Genomic DNA, 18532 nt, shown 5'->3' on the forward strand with positions numbered 1-18532 from the left:
CAGAAGACCGCGATCACACGCCCTGACCTGCCCGAACACAGCCTTGTGCAACACCCTTTAAGGGCTGTCCCGCAATCGGCCTTTGGTTTCGGTTGGGCAGCTGGTGTCTCAGGCGCCGTGGGACCCCGGCGCGCCGTATCGGGCGAGCATGGTCAGCACCGCTTGGTCGACCGCGTTGGTGATGGCGGAGTCGTCGGGCTCCCAGCGTGCGAGCAGCATCCGGGGCCAGAACACGTAGTTGGAGATCATCCCGAGGAATTGGGTCGCTGCCATCTCCGCATCGTCAAGCCGGGCTGTACCGGCGGCGTTCTCCGCCGCCAGGTAGCGGCGGACCGATTCGAAGTAGGGCATCTTGCCGAGCTTGAACTGGGTCTCGCCGAGCTCCGGGAAGCGCGGTATCTCGGCGATGACGATGCGGAACAGGGCAGCCATGCCGGGCTGGGTGAGAAGCGCCACGTATCGGCGTCCGATGGCCTTGAGCCCTGCGCGGAGGTCCCCCGGCTCGGGGAGGGGGGCCTCCTCCTCGTCGACCTTCCAGTATTCGGTGACGATCGCCTCGAACAGTGCCGCCTTGGTGGTGAACTGCTTGAACAGTGTCGCCCTCGACACTCCGGCCGCCTCGGCGATACGGGCCAGCGAGGTGCCGTCGTAGCCGGAGTCGAGGAACAGCTTGGTGGCTGCCTCGATGATGGACGTCCGCTTCTGCGCTGCCACGCGCCGGTGGTATTCCGAAGGCTGTGCCGTCATGCCCTCAGTATGCCTCTCGCTACGAGGTGAGTCACTTGACTCGCCTCCTGTCCAGCTCTTAGCTTGAGAGAGGAGGTGAGTCACTCGGCTCACCATTAATGCAAGCCTGGGAAGGATGCACCATGGGACGCTTTGAGGGCCAGACCGTCATCGTCACGGGCGGCAGTGGGGGCATGGGCAGCAGTCATGTGCAGGGCTACCACGCCGAGGGGGCGAACATCGTCATTGCCGGCCGCGACGACGACGCCGGCCGCGATCTCGCTGCTCAGCTCGGTCCTCGGGCTCTGTCCGTTCACCTGGATGTCGCCAGCGAGGACGACTGGGCGGCGGTGGTGCGAGATGTCGAAGCCCACTTCGGGCCGATCGCCATCCTGGTGAACAACGCGGGCGTCCAGAACCCGGCGGCCCTTATCGAGCACACCGAACTCCGCACCTGGGAGCACACCTTCAGCGTCAACGTCACCGGCCAGTTCCTCGGCATCAAGGCCGTGGCTCCGTCGATGCGCAGGGGCGGTGGCGGAACCATCGTCAACATCGCCTCGACCATGGCCCACCTCGGCACGGCCTTCTACGCCCCCTACACCGCCAGCAAGTGGGCCGTGCGCGGGCTGACCAAGACGGCCGCGCTGGAACTGGGGCGGGACAACATCCGGGTCAACTCCATCCACCCCGGCGTCGTCTCCACACCGCTGATCAACGAACCCACCGTCGCAGGCCAGCCGGCCATCGCCGACTTCTACTCGCCCGATCCCTTCGCCATCCCCCGCCTCGCCGAACCCTCCGACATCACCCGCCTGTTGCTCTTCATCACCTCCCAGGACGCATCTTTCGCTACGGGCTCGGAATTCGTCCTGGACGGGGGCCTGCTGCTCGGCCCCGCACTCCAACCCGAAGCCGACATCGCAGCTTGAGTCGGCATTGCGGTACGGAGCGCGCAGTCGCGGGTGCCCATCTTGTTCAAGGCGAAGCGATCTTGCCTTGCGATGATGATGCGCTGTGGCAGTTGTGATCACGGCATCCGGGCCGTCCTGGATAGCTCCATTCACTGGGCTGAGCCTGCGCTGCTTCGGCAGGTTGGTGGCCGCGTTGCGACGGGAGGGCAGCGGATGTGGTGCGGCGGGGCCGTCCGTGGAGTCTGCCGCTGGAGGACCGCGTGCTGCTCGTGACAGCGTTCTGGCGCACAAACTTGACGATGCGCCGGCTTGCCCCACTCTTCGGCATCTCGAAGTCCGCGGCCGACCGCATCATTGACCACCTCGGCCCCCGGCTCGCGCTCCAGCCCCGTCGGCGGTTCCGCAAGGACACCGTGCTCATGGTGGACGGCACCCTGGTGCCCACTGGCGACCATTCGATCGCCGAACAGTCCTAGAACTACCGCTACTCGATCGCCCATCAGGTCGTGATCGACGCCGTCACCCGCTTGGTCGTCGTGGTCGGCCGACCGCTGCCCGGCAATCGCCATGATTCACGCGTCCGGGAGGAATCCGGGGCCAGGGCCGGCGTGGGCACCACCACGCTCGCCGATGGCGGCTACCGGGGCACCGGACTGGTGACCCCCCACCGGCGAGCGGCCGGGCAAGCTGAACTCCCGGCCTGGAAAGAAGAAACACAACCGGTACCACGAACAGGTTCGCGCCCGCTTCGAGCACACCTTCGCCCGCATGAAGACCCGGAAGATCCTGCGCGACTGCCGCCTCAAGGCGAAGGCATCCACCACGCCATGCTCGGCATCGCCCGCCTGCACAACCTCACCTCCGCCAGATGGACGTTCCCGACGAGCAATCCGAGCAGACATGGCCCATCAAAGATCATTAACGGGACATCCCTGAGTTAGGTGTGCCTGAAGTGCCTGATCCGGCTTGTCCGGTGCCCGCTCCGTTGTGATCAGTCGGCGAACCGGAAGAGGTTGAAGCGGTACGCCTCCATGTCGCGGCGGCGTAGTAGTGAGGCGGCGCGCAGCATCAGGCGATAGGCCGGGTTGAGCCGGCGGGCCACGGGGGCGGGGAGGCGGGCGAAGCTGCAGGAGTCGGTCAGGTGAACGCCCGGGCGCCAGCGCTCCAGGGCCGTCGGGTCGTCGCAGCGCCAGCGCATCCGGGCCGCCACCTTGCCCAGGACGTCGTGACTGTCCTGGCTGTCCACCATTCGCCCGGCGGCGGTCTCCAGGGCGAGCAGCGCGCCTGGCAGCCGCTCGGCGATCAGGTCGAACACCGAGTGGACCTGCTGCTCCTCCAGGTAGATGAGCACGGCCTCCGCGGCCAGGAAGTACGGCCCGGGGCTCTTGCGCACCTCGTCGGTCCAGGCAGGGTCGGTGACCGAGAGGGCGAGCATGCGCCTGCGGTCGGTGTCCTGGAAGAACGTGCGCCGCAGTTCGATGACGTCGGGGAGGTCCAGGTCGATCCAGTGCACCGTGCCGTTGTCGAGCCGTTCGAACCGGGTGTTGAGGCCGGTGCCGATCTCCACGACCGTGCCCTTGGGGTGCCGCTGGAGGAAGTCTGCGACCCAGGCGTCGAACAGCAGGGTCCGCAGGTTCGCGCCGAGGAGGCTCTTGGCACCGTCGAACCGGGTGAAGTCGTAGTCGATCGCGTCGACCATCTCCACCGCACGCGGGTCGCTGAGCATGCCGTGCCGCTTGCTGGTCTCCACCGCACGGGCGTACAGCGGGATGAGCAACGTCTCCTGGATGTCGCCGAGTTCGGGTGGCCGCCTGGGCTCGGTCACGGGATGCACCTCCTGGGCTATGCCTTGAGCTTCTTCGTCTTCTCCACGGCGGCGGCGAGGCGTTCGACGACTGGGGCCCAACCCGCGTAGCTGAAGCGCTCTTCCATCGACCAGGGAGTGGTCTGGCCGGCCTTGACCGCGGGCAGCTGGCGCCAGGTGGCCTTGTCGTTGAGCTGCTTCAGGGACATGGAGGCGGAGCGGTTGTCGACCATGATGAGGTCGGCGTGGTACTTGTCGGCGTTCTCCCAGCTGAGGAACTCCCAGAAGCCCCACTCGTCGGAATTCTTTCCCTCGACGAACTCCACTCCCAGGTCCTTGAAGTAGTTCAGGTCGCAGTAGGAGTCGGGGACGGCGACATAGAAGTTGTCCTTGTCGCCGGTGATGGCCATGACCTTCAGCCCGCCGTTGCCCTTCGCCGTCGTACGCAGCGTCTCGATGGCCTTCTCGAAGCGGGCCTTGGCGTCCGTGACCTTCTTCGCGCTCAGGTCCGCGCCGAGTGACTCGGCGAGTTCAGCGGTGCGCTTGAGCGGGTTGAGCAGGGAGGTGCGGGCGACGCTGATGCCGACCGTGGGAGCCAGGGCCTCGACCTTCTTCTTGCTCTCCTCAGGGACGAACCACAATTCCGGCGGCGGGAACATGTTGCTGACCAGCAGGTCCGGCTGGAGTGCTGCGTACTTCTCGACGTTGAACTGGCCCCATGCGGTGCCCAGGCTGGTCAGTTCGGACACGTTCATGTCGCCGGCCTGCGGATTGGGCTTGCCGTCCACCGGTTCGCTGGGGCCGAAGATTCCGGTGCAGTCGATACCGTAGTCGTACAGGGCTGCGGCGGTGCTGACGAACGCGACGATTCGCTCCGGCTTGTTTTCGGTCTTCGCTGCGCGGCCTCGGTCGTCCTTGAAAGACCATGGCCCGCCGCTCCTGGTCGTCTCGGCCTGCGAGCCGGTCGTGTCCTTGTCATCGCTGCCGCAGGCGGCGAGCAGCGGGCCGAGCGCGAGCGCGCCACCCGCGGTGAGGAAGCGTCGACGAGACGTTGCGGAGCTGCGGGAGTTCGTTGGGGACATGGGAGCTTCTTCCGTGCACAAGGCAGACACAGGCGGCGGACGAGTTCCGAACAGTTACCGGACAGGCATCGAAGGTGAGGGAAGGCTAACCTAACTGTTCGTGGGGTGGTAGTCCCTGCAGGGAGGACGCGGCGCGCCGTCGGGGCCATTCGGGATGTCCTCGTACTCGGTCTCAGGCCCGCTGTGGTCCCCGCGGAGGGGCGGATCGGTGGGTGGTGTGCTCCGCACTGGCGCGGTGGTGTCCGGCCGGTTGGACGAACGGGTCTGTGGAGCGTGGAACTGCATGCGCAGCATGCCTCAAAGGTGCATGACGCTGCGGCCGAGCTGGACGAGCAGGGCTGGGGAGCCCTTTTGATCCCCGGCTTGGCTGGCGGAGACATCATCGGCGACGCAGAGCGGCTGTTGAGAGCCACCAAGAACGCGGCTGTCGCCATCGGGGTACTCGGCATCTGGGGCTGCTCGGCCACGGAACTGGCTGCCGAGCATCCGCATGCCGGAAGCATGAAGGTCATCTCGAGCAGCTGACAAGACTGAGCGAACCGCCGGCACCGCGGATCGCTGGTGGGCCCGCATCATGGGCGTGAACCCTCTCGCCCCCGGCCTCCTGCTGGACCTCCCGCCGCTGATGGACGTAGACCCCAACTGCAAGCCGATGGGGGTGCGCCTGTGGCTGCCGGACGCCGACTCGGTGCAGTCCTGCATCGACAAAGCCGCCTTCCACCAGTCACTGACCAGGCACAGCATCCCCACCCCGCGCACGTGGCTCCCCGAGGAGATCGACCAGGTCCCCGACAACACGCCGCTCGTCGTCAAACCACGGCGCGGCCACGGCGCTCAGAATGTCCACTTCGTCGACCGACGAGACCACCCCCGCTTCCTCTCGGTATCGGCGGAACACCGATGAGACCAATCCCGCAGGCGCGGCAAGCACATGAGGCTGGGAATCTGCGGCAAACGTGCCACGGGACCAACGGGGAGCACGCCGGGGGCAGAACGGCCAGGGCCTCGCGGAGGGACAACCTCTTCAGGCGCAGGGATGATCCCCGGATCGCCTCGCTTCCCGAAGCCCGCGAGGGCTGTTCCCCGCGCTGGCGGAGATGGTCCCACCCTCGCGATCGACTTCCACCGCGCCTGGAACCTGCCCTGCGAGTACACCGACCTGGCCACCTGCCCGCTGCCGCCGACGGAGAACCGGCTGCCGGTCGCGATCGAGGCGGGCGAGAAGATCCCCCTGGAGCGCGCGGCAGCCGGCCGGGACCTTCCCGGGCGGATCCTCGCGCCCATGTACCTGCAGATCCGCGACGCACAGCCGCGATGGCGCGTTCCCGGCGCAGCCACGGCGAACTCGGCGGCATACGCCAATGAGCAGTCAGTCGGGGGAGTCCCACAGCACATGCAGGCTGGGCGGCTTGCGGAAGACCAGGCCGTACGGAGCGGTGGGCCGGTCGGGGTCCAGGCGCAGGGCGGGGAGGCGTTCGAGGAGTCGCTGGAGGGCGATGCGGGCCTCCAGGCGGGCGAGGTGCGCGGCGAGGCAGTAGTGCGGCCCCTGTGCGAAGGCCAGTTGGAGTCGCGCGTTCTCGCGGCGGACGTCGAATCGGTCGGGGTCGGGGAAGTCGGCCGGGTCGCGATTGGCTCCCGTGAGGGAGACGGTGACCAGGTCGCCCCGATGGATCGTGGCCGGGCCGAGCACCGTGTCCCGTGTGGCGTACCGGTCTACGACCGCCGCGCCGGGTTCGAGGCGCAGTGATTCCTCGATCGCACCGTCCAGGTGGTCGAAGTCGGCTCGGACCAAGGCAAGTTGGCGGGGATAGCTCAGGAGGTGCAGCAGCGCGTTCGTGATCATCGCCTCGGTGGTCTCGATGCCGCCGAACATCAGGACGGCCGCGTTCGAGGCCACTTCGGGCGGCGTCAGCCTGTCGGCGGCGGAGCCGAGGAGCGAGGACGCGCCCCGGGAGGTGATGGTGGTCTCCACGGCGGTCCGTAGCTGGGCGTAGGCCGCGGCGCCGGCGGGTCCCGCCGCCCGTCCGGCCGTGATGTCCGAGACGGACCGCACGATGTCGTCGTACCAGCGCAGCACCGTGTCCGTGGTGGTGCCGACCAGCCCGAGCGCCTCGGTGACGACGGCGACAGCGAGCGGTCCGGCGAAGGCGCGTCGCAGCTCGACGGCGCCCGCGGGTTCCAGTGCGGTGATGAGCCGGTCGGTCTCCCGCTCGATGAACGAGGCGAAGCCGCCGCGCACTTCGCGGGGGCGGAAGGGGGCGGCGAAGGCCTCACGGTGGCGGGTGTGCCGGTCGCCGTCGAGGGACAGCATGCTCGGCCCGACGACCTGTGCGGTGGAGAACCGGGGGTCGTCGACGGTGAAGGTCGCGGCGTCCCGCATCACGCTCAGCGCGAGGTCGCGACGGGTGACCAGCCAGCCGTCCAGCTCGGGCAGCCAGGACACCGGCTCGTGCGCGCGCAGCTGCGCGAGGCGTGGATGGGGGTCCCGGGCGAGTTCGGCGAGGGTGGTCGCGGCGCCGAGCGGGGAGCAGCCGGCCGTTCTCATCGCGCACCTCGGCCGTTCGCTGGGAAACCGTTCATGGTCAAGGCTAACAACCGTGCTGAGAGCCACAGAGAGCGAAGCACCTGCTGCAAGTCCCGGCTGAGAGGGGCCGGTTACACGACGTTAACGCCCGTGACTCGGACGTGAGACCGCTCCACCCCACCATCGCAATACCTGTCAGCCGATAGGTAATCCTCGTTCGGAGGTGCGGTGATGAACGGATCTGAGCTCACCCCTGCGTCACATCCCGTCGAAGGCGCCGCAATGTCCGGCGCCGCGTCCGTGGGCTATCAGCAGGAGTTGCGTCGCGGGATGGGCGGCTTCGCGTCGTTCGCGGCGGGCTTCTCCTTCGTGTCGATCCTCACCACCGTCTTCCAGCTCTTCGGACTCGGATTCGGCCTCGGCGGGGCGGCGTTCTTCTGGACCTGGCCGCTGGTCTTCGCGGGCCAGCTCCTGGTTGCCCTGTGCTTCGCCGAACTCGCCGCGCGCTGGCCGATCTCCGGGGCGATCTACCAGTGGTCGAGCCGGCTGGCGGGCACCACGGTCGGCTGGTTCACCGGCTGGATCATGATCATCGGGCAGATCCTCACCGTCGCGGCGGCCGCGATCGCCGCGCAGGTGGTGCTGCCCGGCATCTGGTCCGGCTTCCAGTTCGTCGGCGGACCGGGCGCGGACCCGTCGGTGGCCTCGTCGACCGGCGCGCAGAACGCGGTCCTCCTGGGCTGCGTCCTGCTGGTCGTCACGACCGTCGTGAACATCCTCGGCATCCGTCAGATGGCTGCCGCCACCAGCGTCGGCGTCATGATCGAGATCGTCGGCGTGATCGCACTGGTGCTGGTGCTGTTCTTCCTGCCCGAGCGGGGCCCGCAGGTGGTGGTCCACAACACCGGCTGGGCCGGGGAGGGCAGTTATCTCGGGGCGTTCCTCGCCTCCTCGCTGATGGCGGCGTACGTCATGGTCGGCTTCGACTCGGCGGGCGAGCTGGCGGAGGAGACGCACAGCCCACGCCGGACCACGCCCCGGACCATCCTGCGGGCGCTGGTCATCTCGGGCGTCGGCGGCGCGCTGCTGATCATCGCGGGGTTGCTCGCGGCGAGGAGCCTGACCGACGGCAATCTGGCGGCCGGCGGCCTTTCCTGGGTGCTCACCGACCGGCTCGGAGAGGTGCTGGGCCGGCTGCTGCTGTGCTGTGTCGCGGTCGCGGTGTTCGCCTGCACCCTCGCCGTGCAGACCTCCGGCGCACGCATGATTTACTCCATGGCGCGCGAGGGCGCCCTGCCCTTCCACCGGTACCTCGGGAAGGTCTCGTCCCGCACCGGTACGCCGATCATCACCTCGATCGTGGTGGGTGTGGGCGCCGCGATCGCGCTCCTGGTGAACGTCCGCCAATCGGCGATCTTCACCGCGCTCTCCAGTCTCTGCATCGCCATGCTCTACCTGGCCTACCTGGGCGTGACACTCCCGCTGCTGGTCGCCAGGATCCGGCGCCGGGGCACCGACCGGCTCCCGGACGGCGTCGACGAGACGGGCCGGCCGCTGTTCTCACTGGGCCGCTGGGGCACCGTCGTCAACACGCTCGCGGTGCTCTTCCAGATCGGCATGGCGGTCAACCTGCTGTGGCCGCGCGCGGAGATCTACGACCTCACCGAGGGCACCTGGTGGCTCCAGTGGAGCGCGCTGCTGTTCATCGGGCTCAGCCTCGCCATCGGCGCCGGTTACTTCCTCGCCCGCCGGCTGCACCTCCGGATCGAGCTGCGGCACGTCCCCCACACGCATGTCGAGCCGCCGGCCGAGGCAGTTCCGGAGCCCGCCTGACGGCTCGGCGACAGAACCCCGGCCAGCACGCATCACGGGACGCGCCTGACGGCGTACCGACGAAGGGACGACGGCACCCCCATGACGAAGACCGAAGGGCCGACGGCCGCCACGCCGCACGGCCGGCACCCCACCGCGAACCCCCTCCAGCCCACCGGCGTCAGAGACCTGCACCTGACCGACAGTGTCCGCAGCGCCCGCGACGACGCCCGCGCCCAGGGCGGCCAGGCCGGCGAGTGGATGCCGTATCTTCCGGCGTCCACCACCCCGCACTGCCCGCCGGGAGTGGACCCGGCCGACCTGGTGTGGGCGGAGACGGTGGCGCCCGGCGGCTACACCCACAAGGTCCTCGCCCGCGGCAGCCGGCTGCGCTTCGACGACCCGACCGGTGACGCCTGCGCCCATCTGCTGCTCTTCAACGCGCTGGAACCGGTCGAGCGGCTCAACGTCGCCGACACCCAGAAGATCCCCTGGCAGGCGTACCTGGGCGTGAACCACCCGTTGTTGTCCGGCGACGGCCGGGTCATGGCCGTCGTCCCCGGCGACTCCTCCGGCCGGCACGACGCCTTCTGCGGCACGACCACCGATGCCTGGAACGAACGCAAGTACGGGGACGCCCGCCCCGAGGGACCGTCGCCGTCCGGCCGGGGTCTCTTCGTCAAGGCGGCCGCCAAGCACGGTCTGAGCAGGCGTGATCTGCCGCCCGGGGTGTCCTTCTTCCAGGGGGTACGGGTCGAGGCGGACGGCGCGCTCACCTGGCGGGGCAGCGCGGGCCCGGGCACACATGTCGAACTCGTCGCGGAGATGCCGCTCCTGGTGCTGGTCGCCAACGTCGCGCATCCGCTGGACCCGCGCTCCGCCTACGTCGTCGGACCCCTGCGGGTGCACGCCTGGCGTGGTCTGGCGACCGGTCCCGGCGAGGAGCGGTTCAGCGCGACGCCCGAATTGCACCGGGCGTATCTCAACACCGTCGACTACTGCGAAGCCCGGGGGCTGTGACATGGCGACCAGTCGGACCGAGGAAACCGTGCCCACCGCGAAGGTCCTGAACAACTACCCCACCACGTCGGGCGGCACCGTCGCCACCGCCGTCCCGGTCGGTGCCGTGTATGCCGAGGGCTCCCCCTTGGACTGGGGGGCGAGCCTGGTCGACGGCGCCGTCGTCCTGGACGAGAGGGTGGCGCCCAACGCGCCCTGGTCGGCGGTGGTAGCGAAGGGGCACGTCCTGACGATCGTCGACGTCGGCGGCAACCAGTCCGCCGACTGCATCATCTACGACGCTCACGACCCGCAGGAGCGCTACAGCGTTCCCGACACGCTGGCCTGGCAGGGCAACGCCTATGTGCGCACCGGCACCGTCCTGCGCAGCAACGAGGGCCGACCGCTGATGACGGTCGTCGCCAACGAGATCGACCGTCAGGACACCATCGGCGGCGCCTGCGGCAAGGAGTCCAACACCCTGCGCTACGGCCACCATGTGATGTTCCATCACGGCTGCCGCGAGAACTTCCTCGCCGAGGCCGCCCGGCGCGGCCTGGGCGTGCGGGACCTCGTCTCCAACCTCAACTGGTTCATGAACGTGCCCGTCGAGGCGGACGGCTCGCTGGGCATCGTCGACGGCATGTCGGCGCCCGGCCGCCGGGTCGCGGTGCGCGCCGAGACGGACGTCCTGGTGCTGGTGTCCAACTGCCCGCAGATGAACAACCCGTGCAACGACTTCAACCCGACGCCGCTGCGGATGATCGTCGTGGATCCGGGCCGTCCCGCGGGCGCCGGCGAGGCGACCTCGCAGAGCACCCCGGAGGACGTCGCGTGACCCGCCCCACCACTGTCCTGGTCGCCAACCGCGGTGAGATAGCGCGTCGCGTCATCCGCACGGCGCGGCGGATGGGGCTGGCCACCGTCGCCGTCTTCTCCGACGCCGACCGGGCCGCGCCGCACGTCCGCGAGGCCGACCACGCGGTGCGCCTCGGTCCCGCGCCCGCCCGTGACTCGTATCTGCGCGCCGACGCGATCGTCGGGGCCGCGCTCGACCACGGTGCCGGCATCATCCACCCGGGCTACGGCTTCCTCTCCGAGAACGCCGCCTTCGCCCGCGCCGTCGAGGAGGCCGGCCTGTGTTTCGCGGGCCCGACCGTCGACCAGATCACCGCGTTCGGCGAGAAGCACACCGCCCGTGCCCTGGCCAAGGCGGCCGGGGTACCGCTGCTGGCCGGGACCGAACTCCTCGCGAGCGCCGAGGAGGCCGCCACCGCGGCCGAGTCGATCGGGCTGCCCGTGATGGTCAAGGCCACCGGCGGTGGCGGCGGCATCGGCATGCAGTCCTGCGCCACCGCCGACGAGGTGCGGGCCGCGTTCGCCCGGGTGGCCGCGCTCGCCGAGTCCAACTTCGCCTCGGCGGGCGTGTTCCTGGAGCGTCTGGTGCGCCCGGCCCGGCACGTCGAAGTACAGGTCTTCGGCGACGGCACCGGCCGTATCGCGGTCATCGGCGACCGTGACTGCTCGCTCCAGCGCCGCAACCAGAAGGTGGTGGAGGAGGCTCCGGCCCCGGCACTGCCCGACCGGGTCCGGGCACTGCTGCACGACTCCTCGCGCCGGCTGCTGGCTTCGGTCGGCTACCGCGGCGCGGGGACCGTGGAGTTCGTCTACGACCCGGTGCGCGGGGAGGCCGCCTTCCTGGAGGTCAACACGCGGCTCCAGGTCGAACACCCGGTGACCGAGGAGGCGTACGGCGTCGATCTCGTCGCGCTCATGCTGGAACTGGCCCGGGACGGCCGGGTCGACGACGGGGTGTTCGAGCGGGACTGGACGCCCACCGGACATGCCGTGCAGGCCCGGGTCTACGCGGAGGACCCCGGCAGGGACTCGCTGCCCTCCTCCGGCCTGATCACCCGGGCGGTCTTCCCCGGGCAGGACGCCGATCCGATACCCGGTGTCCGGGTCGACGGCTTCGCCGAGACCGGCCTGGACGTCTCGCCGTACTACGACCCCATGCTTGCCAAGGTCATCGTGTACGGCGCCGACCGTGACGCCGCCTTCGACGTGCTCGGCGAGGCCCTGGGCGCGAGCCGTGTCGACGGCATCGTCACCAACCTGGGCCTGCTGCGTTCGCTGGCCGTGCGCGACGAGGTGCGCGCGGCCGTGCACAGCACGAGCACGCTCGCCGCGACCGCCGACCCCGAGCCGCGCATCGACGTCCTGGTGCCCGGGGCGATGACCACCGTGCAGGACCTGCCCGGCCGGCTCGGCTACTGGCATGTCGGTGTGCCGCCGAGCGGCCCTTTCGACCCGGTCTCCTTCGCCGAGGCCAATCTGGCCGTGGGCAATCCGGCCGGGGTGCCCGCGCTCGAAGTGACCGCGGGCGGCCTGTCCGTGCGCTTCTCCGACGCCACGGTCGTCGCCGTCACCGGCGCTCCCGTTCCCGTCACCGTCGACGGCACGGCGGCGGCCCTGTGGGAGCCGGTGCCGGTGCCGGCCGGCGCCACCCTGGTGGTCGGCACCGCGCAAGGGCCCGGTCTGCGCACCTACGTGGCCGTCCGGGGCGGCATCGACGTGCCCGAATACCTGGGCAGCGCCTCGACGTTCACCCTCGGAGGCTTCGGCGGCCACGGCGGGCGGGCGCTGTTCGCCGGAGACGTGCTGCGGCCCGCGGCCGCCCCTGCCGCCACCGGCCGCCCAACCCCGCCCGAGCGACGTCCCGCGATCACCTCGCACTGGCGGATCGGCGTCACCGAAGGGCCGCACGCGGCACCGGAGTTCTTCACCCGCGAGGACATCGACACGCTCTACGCCACCGACTACAAGGTGCACCACAACTCGGCCCGTACCGGCATCCGCCTGATCGGGCCCAGACCGCGCTGGGCCCGCCAGGACGGCGGCGAGGCGGGACTGCACCCCTCGAACATCCACGACACGCCGTACGCGGTGGGTGCTCTGGACTTCACCGGCGACACGCCGATCATCCTCGGCCCCGACGGGCCGTCCCTCGGCGGGTTCGTCTGCCCCGCGGTCGTCGCCAGCGGCGAACTGTGGAAGCTCGGCCAGCTCCGCCCCGGAGACACCGTCCGGTTCGTACCGGTCAAGGAGGCCGAGGCCGCCGCCCTCGACTCCCGCCGTGCCTCGCCCACGCTCGTCAGCACGGGCGGGGACGGCGACGACGGCATACTGGGCCGCCTGCAGGCCACCGACACCCGCCCCGCCGTGACCTACCGCCGTGACGGCGACGACAACGTCCTCGTCGAGTACGGCCCCATGACGCTCGACCTCAGTCTGCGGATGCGGGTGCACGCCCTTCAGGAGACCCTGGCCGCGCACGCGCCCGAGGGCATCGTCGACGTCACCCCCGGCATCCGTTCCCTCCAGATCCACACCGACGCCCGCCGGCTCAGGGCCCGCGATCTCACCGCCCTGCTGCGCGAGTTGGAGGACGAGGTCCCGCCCACAGGCGAGCTGGTGGTGCCCTCCCGCACGGTACGGCTGCCGCTCAGCTGGGACGACCCGGCGACCCGTCTCGCCATCGAGCGGTACATGGCGGGGGTGCGCGACGACGCCCCGTGGTGCCCGTGGAACATCGAGTTCATCCGCCGTATCAACGGCCTGGAGAGCGCCGACGACGTCTACCGCACGGTCTTCGACGCCTCCTACCTGGTGCTCGGCCTCGGCGACGTCTATCTCGGCGCCCCCGTCGCCACCCCGCTGGACCCCCGGCACCGCCTGGTCACCACCAAGTACAACCCGGCCCGCACCTGGACCGCGGAGAACTCCGTCGGTATCGGCGGCGCCTACCTGTGCGTCTACGGCATGGAGGGCCCGGGCGGTTATCAGTTCGTCGGCCGCACGGTGCAGATCTGGAACCGGTTCCGCAGGGGCGGCCTGTTCCAGGACTCGCCGTGGGCCCTGCGCTTCTTCGACCGCATCGAGTGGTATCCCGTCACCGCTGAGGAACTTCTAGAACTGCGCGCCGAGACCGACGCCGGCCGCGGTCACTTCGACACCCGGGAGGGCACGTTCTCGATCGCCGAGTACAACGCCTTCCTGACCGCCGAGGCCGATTCGATCGCCTCCTTCCGGCGTCGGCAGGGTGCCGCGTTCGAGGCCGAGAAGGAACGCTGGCGGGCCGCCGGCGAGTTCGACCGCGACGACGATCCCGAGCCCCCGGCCGCCGACACCGTCGTCGTCCCGGAGGGCGCCATCCCGGTCACCGCGCCGTTCACCGCCACCGTCTGGCAGACCGTCGCCCAGGCCGGCACCACCGTCGCCGAGGGCGACCCGATCCTCTCGCTGGAGGCGATGAAAATGGAGTCCGAAGTGAGCGCCCCCGCCAGCGGAACGCTTCTGGAGATCTACGTCAAGCCCGGTGAGCAGGTCGCCCCGGGTCAGGTACTCGCGGCGGTGAGGGCATGAGCGCCATGACCCCGGCCGAACGAGCCGAGGCCGCCTACGACCGCGTCGAGGCCGCCGACCGGCCCGAGATCTGGATCCACCTCAGGCCGCGCGAGGAGGTGCTCGCCGAGGCCGCCGGGATCGATCCGGGGCTTCCGCTGGCGGGGCTGGTCGTAGCCGTCAAGGACAACATCGACGTGGCCGGCCTGCCCACGACCGCCGGCGCGCCGTCCTACGCCTACCGGCCGGACGCCGACGCGCCCGCGGTGGCACGGCTGCGCGCGGCCGGCGCGCTGGTGCTCGGCAAGACCAACCTGGACCAGTTCGCCACCGGCCTGGTCGGCACCCGCAGCCCCTACGGCGCCGTGCGCAACGCCTGGGATCCGGCCCGCATCTCGGGCGGTTCGTCCTCGGGCTCGGCCGTCGCCGTGGCGCTGGGCATCGCCGACCTCGCGCTGGGTACCGACACGGCCGGCTCCGGGCGGGTGCCCGCCGCCCTGAACGGCGTCGTCGGGGTCAAGCCCACCAAGGGCCTGGTGCCCGTGTCCGGGGTGGTTCCCGCCTGCTACACCCTCGACTGCGTGACCGTCCTCGCCCGCGACCTACGGCTCGCCCGCGCGGCCGCGGAGATCATCGAGGGCCCCGACCCCGCCGACCCGCTCTCCCGCACCGGCACCCAGCTGCCACCACCGCCCGCGCGCCCCAGGGTCGCCGTCCCGGCCGAGGAGAACCTGCACGGTATGGCCGACGGCTGGCGGGAGGCATTCGCGGCAGCGGTCACCTGCCTGGCGAGCACCGGAGTGGAGATCGTGGAGGTCGATGTCACTCCGCTGCTGGAGGCCGCGCAACTGCTGTACGGCGGTGCCTTCGTGGCCGAGCGGTACGCCGCCGTCGGCGATCACCTGGACAAGCACCGCGACCTGATCGGTACGGACCTCGACCCCACCGTCGCCGCCATCATCCTGGCCGGCCGGGAGAAGACTGCCGTCGACTGGGCCGCCGACACCGCCCGCCTCGCCGCCCTCGGCGCCGCCGCCCGCACGGCCCTGGACGGCTGCGCGGCGCTGCTCACCCCGACCACCACCTGGCACCCCACCCTCGAAGAGGTGGCCGCCGACCCGGTCGGCGCCAACGCCCGCATGGGCCGCTTCACCAACTTCGCCAACCTGCTGGACTACGCCTCGCTCGCCGTCCCCGCCGGGTTCGTGGACGGTCTGCCGTTCGGCGTGATGCTCACCGGCCCGGCCTTCTCCGACCGCGCCCTGGCGGCGTTGGCCGAGCGGTTCGCGAATCCGGGGCTCGAACTGTTCGTGGTGGGCGCCCACCTCACCGGGCAGCCCCTCAACGCCCAGTTGGTCCAGGCGGGCGGCACGCTCGTGGGCCCGGCCCGCACCGCCGCCCGCTACCGGCTGCACGCCCTGGCCACCCGGCCGCTCAAGCCGGGTCTGGTGCGGACGGCGGAGGGCGGCGCGGGCATCGAGGGCGAGATCTGGCGGCTGCCCGCCGCCGGGTTCGGGGCGCTGACCGCGGCCGTGCCCGCGCCGATGGCCATCGGCACCGTCGAACTGGCCGACGGAGGCCGGATCAGCGGCTTCCTGGTCGAGCCGTACGCGGTCGAGAACGCGCCCGACATCACGGGCTTCGGAGGCTGGCGGGCCTATCTGGCGTCCCTCTGACGGGGCGCGATACCGGCAGGCACCCGAAGCCCACGGGCGCCGGGTGCCCGCCACCGGGGTGGCAGGATGGGGTTATGAAGACCACGCGGCCGCGCCAAGGAAGACCCCGGCACACGCCGCCGTCCGATCCCAACGCCTCGGGTCGGGAACAGATCCTCGACGCCGCCGGTGCGCTCTTCGTCGAACACGGCATCGCCGCCACCAGCACCCGCATGATCGCCGAGCGGGTGGGCATCAGACAGGCCTCGCTGTACTACCACTTCGCCACCAAGGACGAGATCCTCGCCGAGCTGCTGGCCACCTCGGTCCGGCCGAGCCTTCAGATGGTGGACCGCGTCCAGGCATGGGTGCCGGAGCGGGCGAGCGCGGCCGCGGCGCTCTACGCGGTCGCCGCGACAGACGTACGCACCCTGTCCCGCACCCCGTACAACATCGGCACGCTGTATCTGCTGCCGGAAGTGCTGGCCGAACGGTTCGACACCTTCCGCGCCGACCGGGACCGACTCCAGCGCAGCTACGGGGCTCTCGGTGCGTCGGCGGCGACCGAGGACGTCACCGGGAGGATGCCGCCCGACAGGCTCGGGGAACTGCTGATCCAGTTGGTGGAGGTCGTCATCCAGATCCGGCGTACCCGGGATCCGGAAGCGGCCGACACGGACGCGATCGCGTCGTCGTGTCTGCGGCTGTGCGGGCTGGGCGAGCCGGGGGTGGTGGCCGCGAGGGACGAGGCGGGTGTGCTGCTGAGCCGCCTGGCGTGATCGACGGCCGCCCGACGCGCGGTTCAGGGCGGGGTGAGGTCGCCCAGTTGTGCCGCGATGTCGGGATGGGCATCCGTCAGGTGAGGGCGAATGGCGTCGAGGGGCCGACGAGCTCGGCGGGGTCGTCGTGGGCGAGCGCCGCGCGGAGTTGGCTGAGCGGGAAGTGGGCCCCGGCGGCCAGATCGGTGAGCGCGGAGAAACGTCCCGCGATGCCGCACAGGTCGGCGGCATTGTGCCGGGCCCAGGAGGCGGTGGAGCGTTCGGCGGCGCGGCGTTCCCGGGTGGACTACGCGTTGCTCGCTGACGGATCCTGCCGGGCCCGGCAGGTTACGCAGGTAACGGCGTTCGGCGGCCTGGCGGCTGGCGACGCCGAGGGGGTGCGCGAGGTCGGCCCAGCTGGCACCCGCTTTCGCGGGCGCTCTCGATCAGACCGGTTTACCGTCCGGCCAGTTGCTCGCGCATGTGCGGCAGCAGCAGAAGCGAGGCCAGGGCCTGTTCCGGGCCGACGTCCTGAGTCTCGGCAGCGTCGGGGGCGTCCTCGTGTGCGGCAGGACGGCGTTGGGTGCTCCACGGTGTCCTCTCCCCACAGCGACTGTCCGACTGTGTGGGCACGGTGCCCCCCGGATGACCGGCCAGCCGGCGACCGGGAGGTGCTGGTGGTGATCGTGTTCGTTGCGACCGGGCCGCCACCAGTGGAGTAACGGCCGCACCCTTGCCTGGCGCATCGGCTGTTACCGACTCAGCCGACGCTATGAACTCGAAGTCGCCCACTTCCGCGCTGCACTCTCATCTGCTGCCGCAGACTCACCAAATGAGATGACGTCTTACCTAGTGCGCTATCTGTGAGGTTCACCGGCTTGGTCGACACGTCTAGCGTGCTCCCATGAACGATCATGGTGTTGCTCACGGTTTCACGTCGGTGGACACGCAGCCCCGGCCCGCCGAGTGGGTTGAGGTCCTGGATCGGTTGAGCGCGGAGCCGTTCTACGCCGCTTACAAGCAGCGGTTGCAGGAGTTCCTGCGTGCCGAGCCCGGCGGACTGTTCCTTGAGGTCGGAGCAGGTACTGGGAACGCCGCTGTGGCCCTGCGCTCGCGCTGGGGGCCGAGGTCGTGGCGGTCGACAGCTCCTTGACGATGATCGCGCAGGCACGGGACCGAGGAGTGCCACGTGGGGTTGTCGCGGACGGGCACCGGCTGCCGTTCGCGGCGGGTCAGTTCGACGGCGCCTGGGCTGATCGGGTCCTGCAGCATGTCGTCGAACCGGGCCGGGTGCTGGACGACTTGCTGCGAGTGGTCCGTCCCGGCGGCCGGGTCGCCTTGGCGGACCCGGACTACGACACCCAGGTGCTCGACATCAACGATCAGGAGCTTGCCCGCCGGGTGTTGCGCTTCCGGGCCGATGCGGGCCTGCGCAACGGTGCGCTGGCCCACCGGCACGCCGGACTGCTCGCTGCCCGTGGCCTCCATGACATCACTGCGGAAGCTCGGACTCTCGTCGTGCGCGACCCGCTGGCGGCCGACCATGTCATGGGCCTGCGCACCTGAGCGCATGCCGCCGCTGCTCGGGGCTACCTCGACCCCATGGACGCAGACCGGTTCGTGGCACAGTTCGATGATGCCGTGCGCGCAGGTCGCTTCACCCACGTCGTCACGGGGTTGGTGACACCGGCGTGACACCTGAGGTGCTTCTGCCGCCGTGCACCGACGGGGAGTCTGCGTGGACGGGGACCTGATGCGACGGGCATCGCGGGGCTGCTCCGGCGATGCCCGTCGTGCAGATGGACAAGGTGCCCCGGCAGGACCCGCCTGTGCAGCTCGTGCCGATCAATGCCG

General features: G+C 70.4%; 14 protein-coding genes and 3 pseudogenes. 12 read left to right on the forward strand and 5 right to left on the reverse strand.

All coding sequences use genetic code 11. The features are described from left to right. Window positions 1–108 precede the first annotated feature (108 nt). Window positions 109–747: a TetR/AcrR family transcriptional regulator gene (locus IE325_RS43100; protein ID WP_190075680.1), complete on the reverse strand. Its 639-nt coding sequence runs from the start codon at window positions 745–747 to the stop codon at window positions 109–111. A 122-nt stretch (window positions 748–869) separates the two neighbouring features. Between IE325_RS43100 and IE325_RS43105 the strand changes: the two genes are divergently transcribed. Beyond that, complete coding sequence (locus IE325_RS43105) at window positions 870–1658, forward strand: SDR family oxidoreductase (RefSeq protein ID WP_190075681.1); 789 nt, start codon at window positions 870–872, stop codon at window positions 1656–1658. Window positions 1659–1743: 85 nt separating this feature from the next. Then, window positions 1744–2581: pseudogene (locus tag IE325_RS43110) on the forward strand (transposase). A 50-nt stretch (window positions 2582–2631) separates the two neighbouring features. Here the strand turns inward: IE325_RS43110 and IE325_RS43115 are convergent. Together IE325_RS43115 and IE325_RS43120 are read right to left on the reverse strand one after the other, a co-directional pair. Further along, entirely contained in the window at window positions 2632–3465 is an 834-nt protein-coding gene (locus tag IE325_RS43115) for a class I SAM-dependent methyltransferase (protein ID WP_229912467.1), read from the reverse strand. Between the two features lie 17 nt (window positions 3466–3482). Next, window positions 3483–4526 carry an ABC transporter substrate-binding protein gene (locus tag IE325_RS43120; protein WP_190075682.1) on the reverse strand — a complete coding sequence of 348 codons (1044 nt, stop codon included), beginning with the start codon at window positions 4524–4526 and terminating at the stop codon, window positions 3483–3485. A 273-nt stretch (window positions 4527–4799) separates the two neighbouring features. Between IE325_RS43120 and IE325_RS43125 the strand changes: the two genes are divergently transcribed. From IE325_RS43125 to IE325_RS43135, 3 genes and pseudogenes are all read left to right on the forward strand, one after another. After that, entirely contained in the window at window positions 4800–5051 is a 252-nt protein-coding gene (locus IE325_RS43125) for a hypothetical protein (RefSeq protein WP_190075683.1), read from the forward strand. Between the two features lie 49 nt (window positions 5052–5100). Continuing rightward, window positions 5101–5430 carry an ATP-grasp domain-containing protein gene (locus tag IE325_RS43130; RefSeq protein WP_190075684.1) on the forward strand — a complete coding sequence of 110 codons (330 nt, stop codon included), beginning with the start codon at window positions 5101–5103 and terminating at the stop codon, window positions 5428–5430. A 177-nt stretch (window positions 5431–5607) separates the two neighbouring features. Continuing rightward, window positions 5608–5775 (forward strand): annotated as a pseudogene (locus IE325_RS43135) (DUF1684 domain-containing protein); the annotation flags it as partial. Window positions 5776–5895: 120 nt separating this feature from the next. Here the strand turns inward: IE325_RS43135 and IE325_RS43140 are convergent. Continuing rightward, window positions 5896–7071 (reverse strand): cytochrome P450, encoded by a 1176-nt coding sequence (locus IE325_RS43140; RefSeq protein ID WP_190075685.1) that lies wholly within the window; start codon window positions 7069–7071, stop codon window positions 5896–5898. Between the two features lie 261 nt (window positions 7072–7332). On the opposite strand from IE325_RS43140, the gene IE325_RS43145 reads away from it, so the two are divergent. From IE325_RS43145 to IE325_RS43170, 6 genes are all read left to right on the forward strand, one after another. Then, a complete protein-coding gene (locus tag IE325_RS43145; protein WP_190075686.1) occupies window positions 7333–8883 on the forward strand; it encodes an amino acid permease in 1551 nt (516 codons plus the stop codon). Window positions 8884–8964: 81 nt separating this feature from the next. Then, the gene (locus tag IE325_RS43150) at window positions 8965–9882 is read left to right on the forward strand and encodes an urea amidolyase associated protein UAAP1 (protein WP_190075687.1); all 918 of its coding nucleotides are present in this window, start codon (window positions 8965–8967) and stop codon (window positions 9880–9882) included. Window position 9883: 1 nt separating this feature from the next. Then, on the forward strand, window positions 9884–10699 hold the full coding sequence (locus IE325_RS43155) for an urea amidolyase associated protein UAAP2 (protein WP_190075688.1): 816 nt from the start codon (window positions 9884–9886) through the stop codon (window positions 10697–10699). Next, window positions 10696–14286: an urea carboxylase gene (uca, locus tag IE325_RS43160; RefSeq protein ID WP_190075689.1), complete on the forward strand. Its 3591-nt coding sequence runs from the start codon at window positions 10696–10698 to the stop codon at window positions 14284–14286. Before IE325_RS43155 ends, uca begins: the two co-directional genes overlap by 4 nt. 5 nt (window positions 14287–14291) lie before the next feature. Next, the gene (atzF, locus tag IE325_RS43165) at window positions 14292–15941 is read left to right on the forward strand and encodes an allophanate hydrolase (protein ID WP_190075739.1); all 1650 of its coding nucleotides are present in this window, start codon (window positions 14292–14294) and stop codon (window positions 15939–15941) included. Window positions 15942–16015: 74 nt separating this feature from the next. Next, on the forward strand, window positions 16016–16699 hold the full coding sequence (locus tag IE325_RS43170; protein WP_190075690.1) for a TetR/AcrR family transcriptional regulator: 684 nt from the start codon (window positions 16016–16018) through the stop codon (window positions 16697–16699). A 23-nt stretch (window positions 16700–16722) separates the two neighbouring features. Here IE325_RS43170 and IE325_RS46485 read toward each other — a convergent pair. Continuing rightward, window positions 16723–17230, reverse strand: a pseudogene (locus IE325_RS46485) (type III effector protein); the annotation flags it as partial. Window positions 17231–17809: 579 nt separating this feature from the next. Between IE325_RS46485 and IE325_RS46495 the strand changes: the two are divergent. Continuing rightward, the gene (locus IE325_RS46495; protein ID WP_229912468.1) at window positions 17810–18244 is read left to right on the forward strand and encodes a methyltransferase domain-containing protein; all 435 of its coding nucleotides are present in this window, start codon (window positions 17810–17812) and stop codon (window positions 18242–18244) included. Window positions 18245–18532 lie beyond the last annotated feature (288 nt).

Source organism: Streptomyces lanatus, assembly GCF_014655715.1.
GTDB classification, from domain to species: Bacteria; Actinomycetota; Actinomycetes; order Streptomycetales; family Streptomycetaceae; genus Streptomyces; species Streptomyces lanatus.

Coding starts and splice junctions, on each gene's coding strand:
- IE325_RS43155 (WP_190075688.1), top strand. CDS start 9,884: ATGGCGACCAGTCGGACCGAGGAAACCGTGCCCACCGCGAAGGTCCTG.
- IE325_RS43100 (WP_190075680.1), bottom strand. CDS start 747: ATGACGGCACAGCCTTCGGAATACCACCGGCGCGTGGCAGCGCAGAAG.
- IE325_RS43170 (WP_190075690.1), top strand. CDS start 16,016: ATGAAGACCACGCGGCCGCGCCAAGGAAGACCCCGGCACACGCCGCCG.
- IE325_RS43105 (WP_190075681.1), top strand. CDS start 870: ATGGGACGCTTTGAGGGCCAGACCGTCATCGTCACGGGCGGCAGTGGG.
- IE325_RS43130 (WP_190075684.1), top strand. CDS start 5,101: ATGGGCGTGAACCCTCTCGCCCCCGGCCTCCTGCTGGACCTCCCGCCG.
- IE325_RS43120 (WP_190075682.1), bottom strand. CDS start 4,526: ATGTCCCCAACGAACTCCCGCAGCTCCGCAACGTCTCGTCGACGCTTC.
- atzF (WP_190075739.1), top strand. CDS start 14,292: ATGACCCCGGCCGAACGAGCCGAGGCCGCCTACGACCGCGTCGAGGCC.
- IE325_RS43145 (WP_190075686.1), top strand. CDS start 7,333: ATGTCCGGCGCCGCGTCCGTGGGCTATCAGCAGGAGTTGCGTCGCGGG.
- IE325_RS43140 (WP_190075685.1), bottom strand. CDS start 7,071: ATGAGAACGGCCGGCTGCTCCCCGCTCGGCGCCGCGACCACCCTCGCC.
- IE325_RS43150 (WP_190075687.1), top strand. CDS start 8,965: ATGACGAAGACCGAAGGGCCGACGGCCGCCACGCCGCACGGCCGGCAC.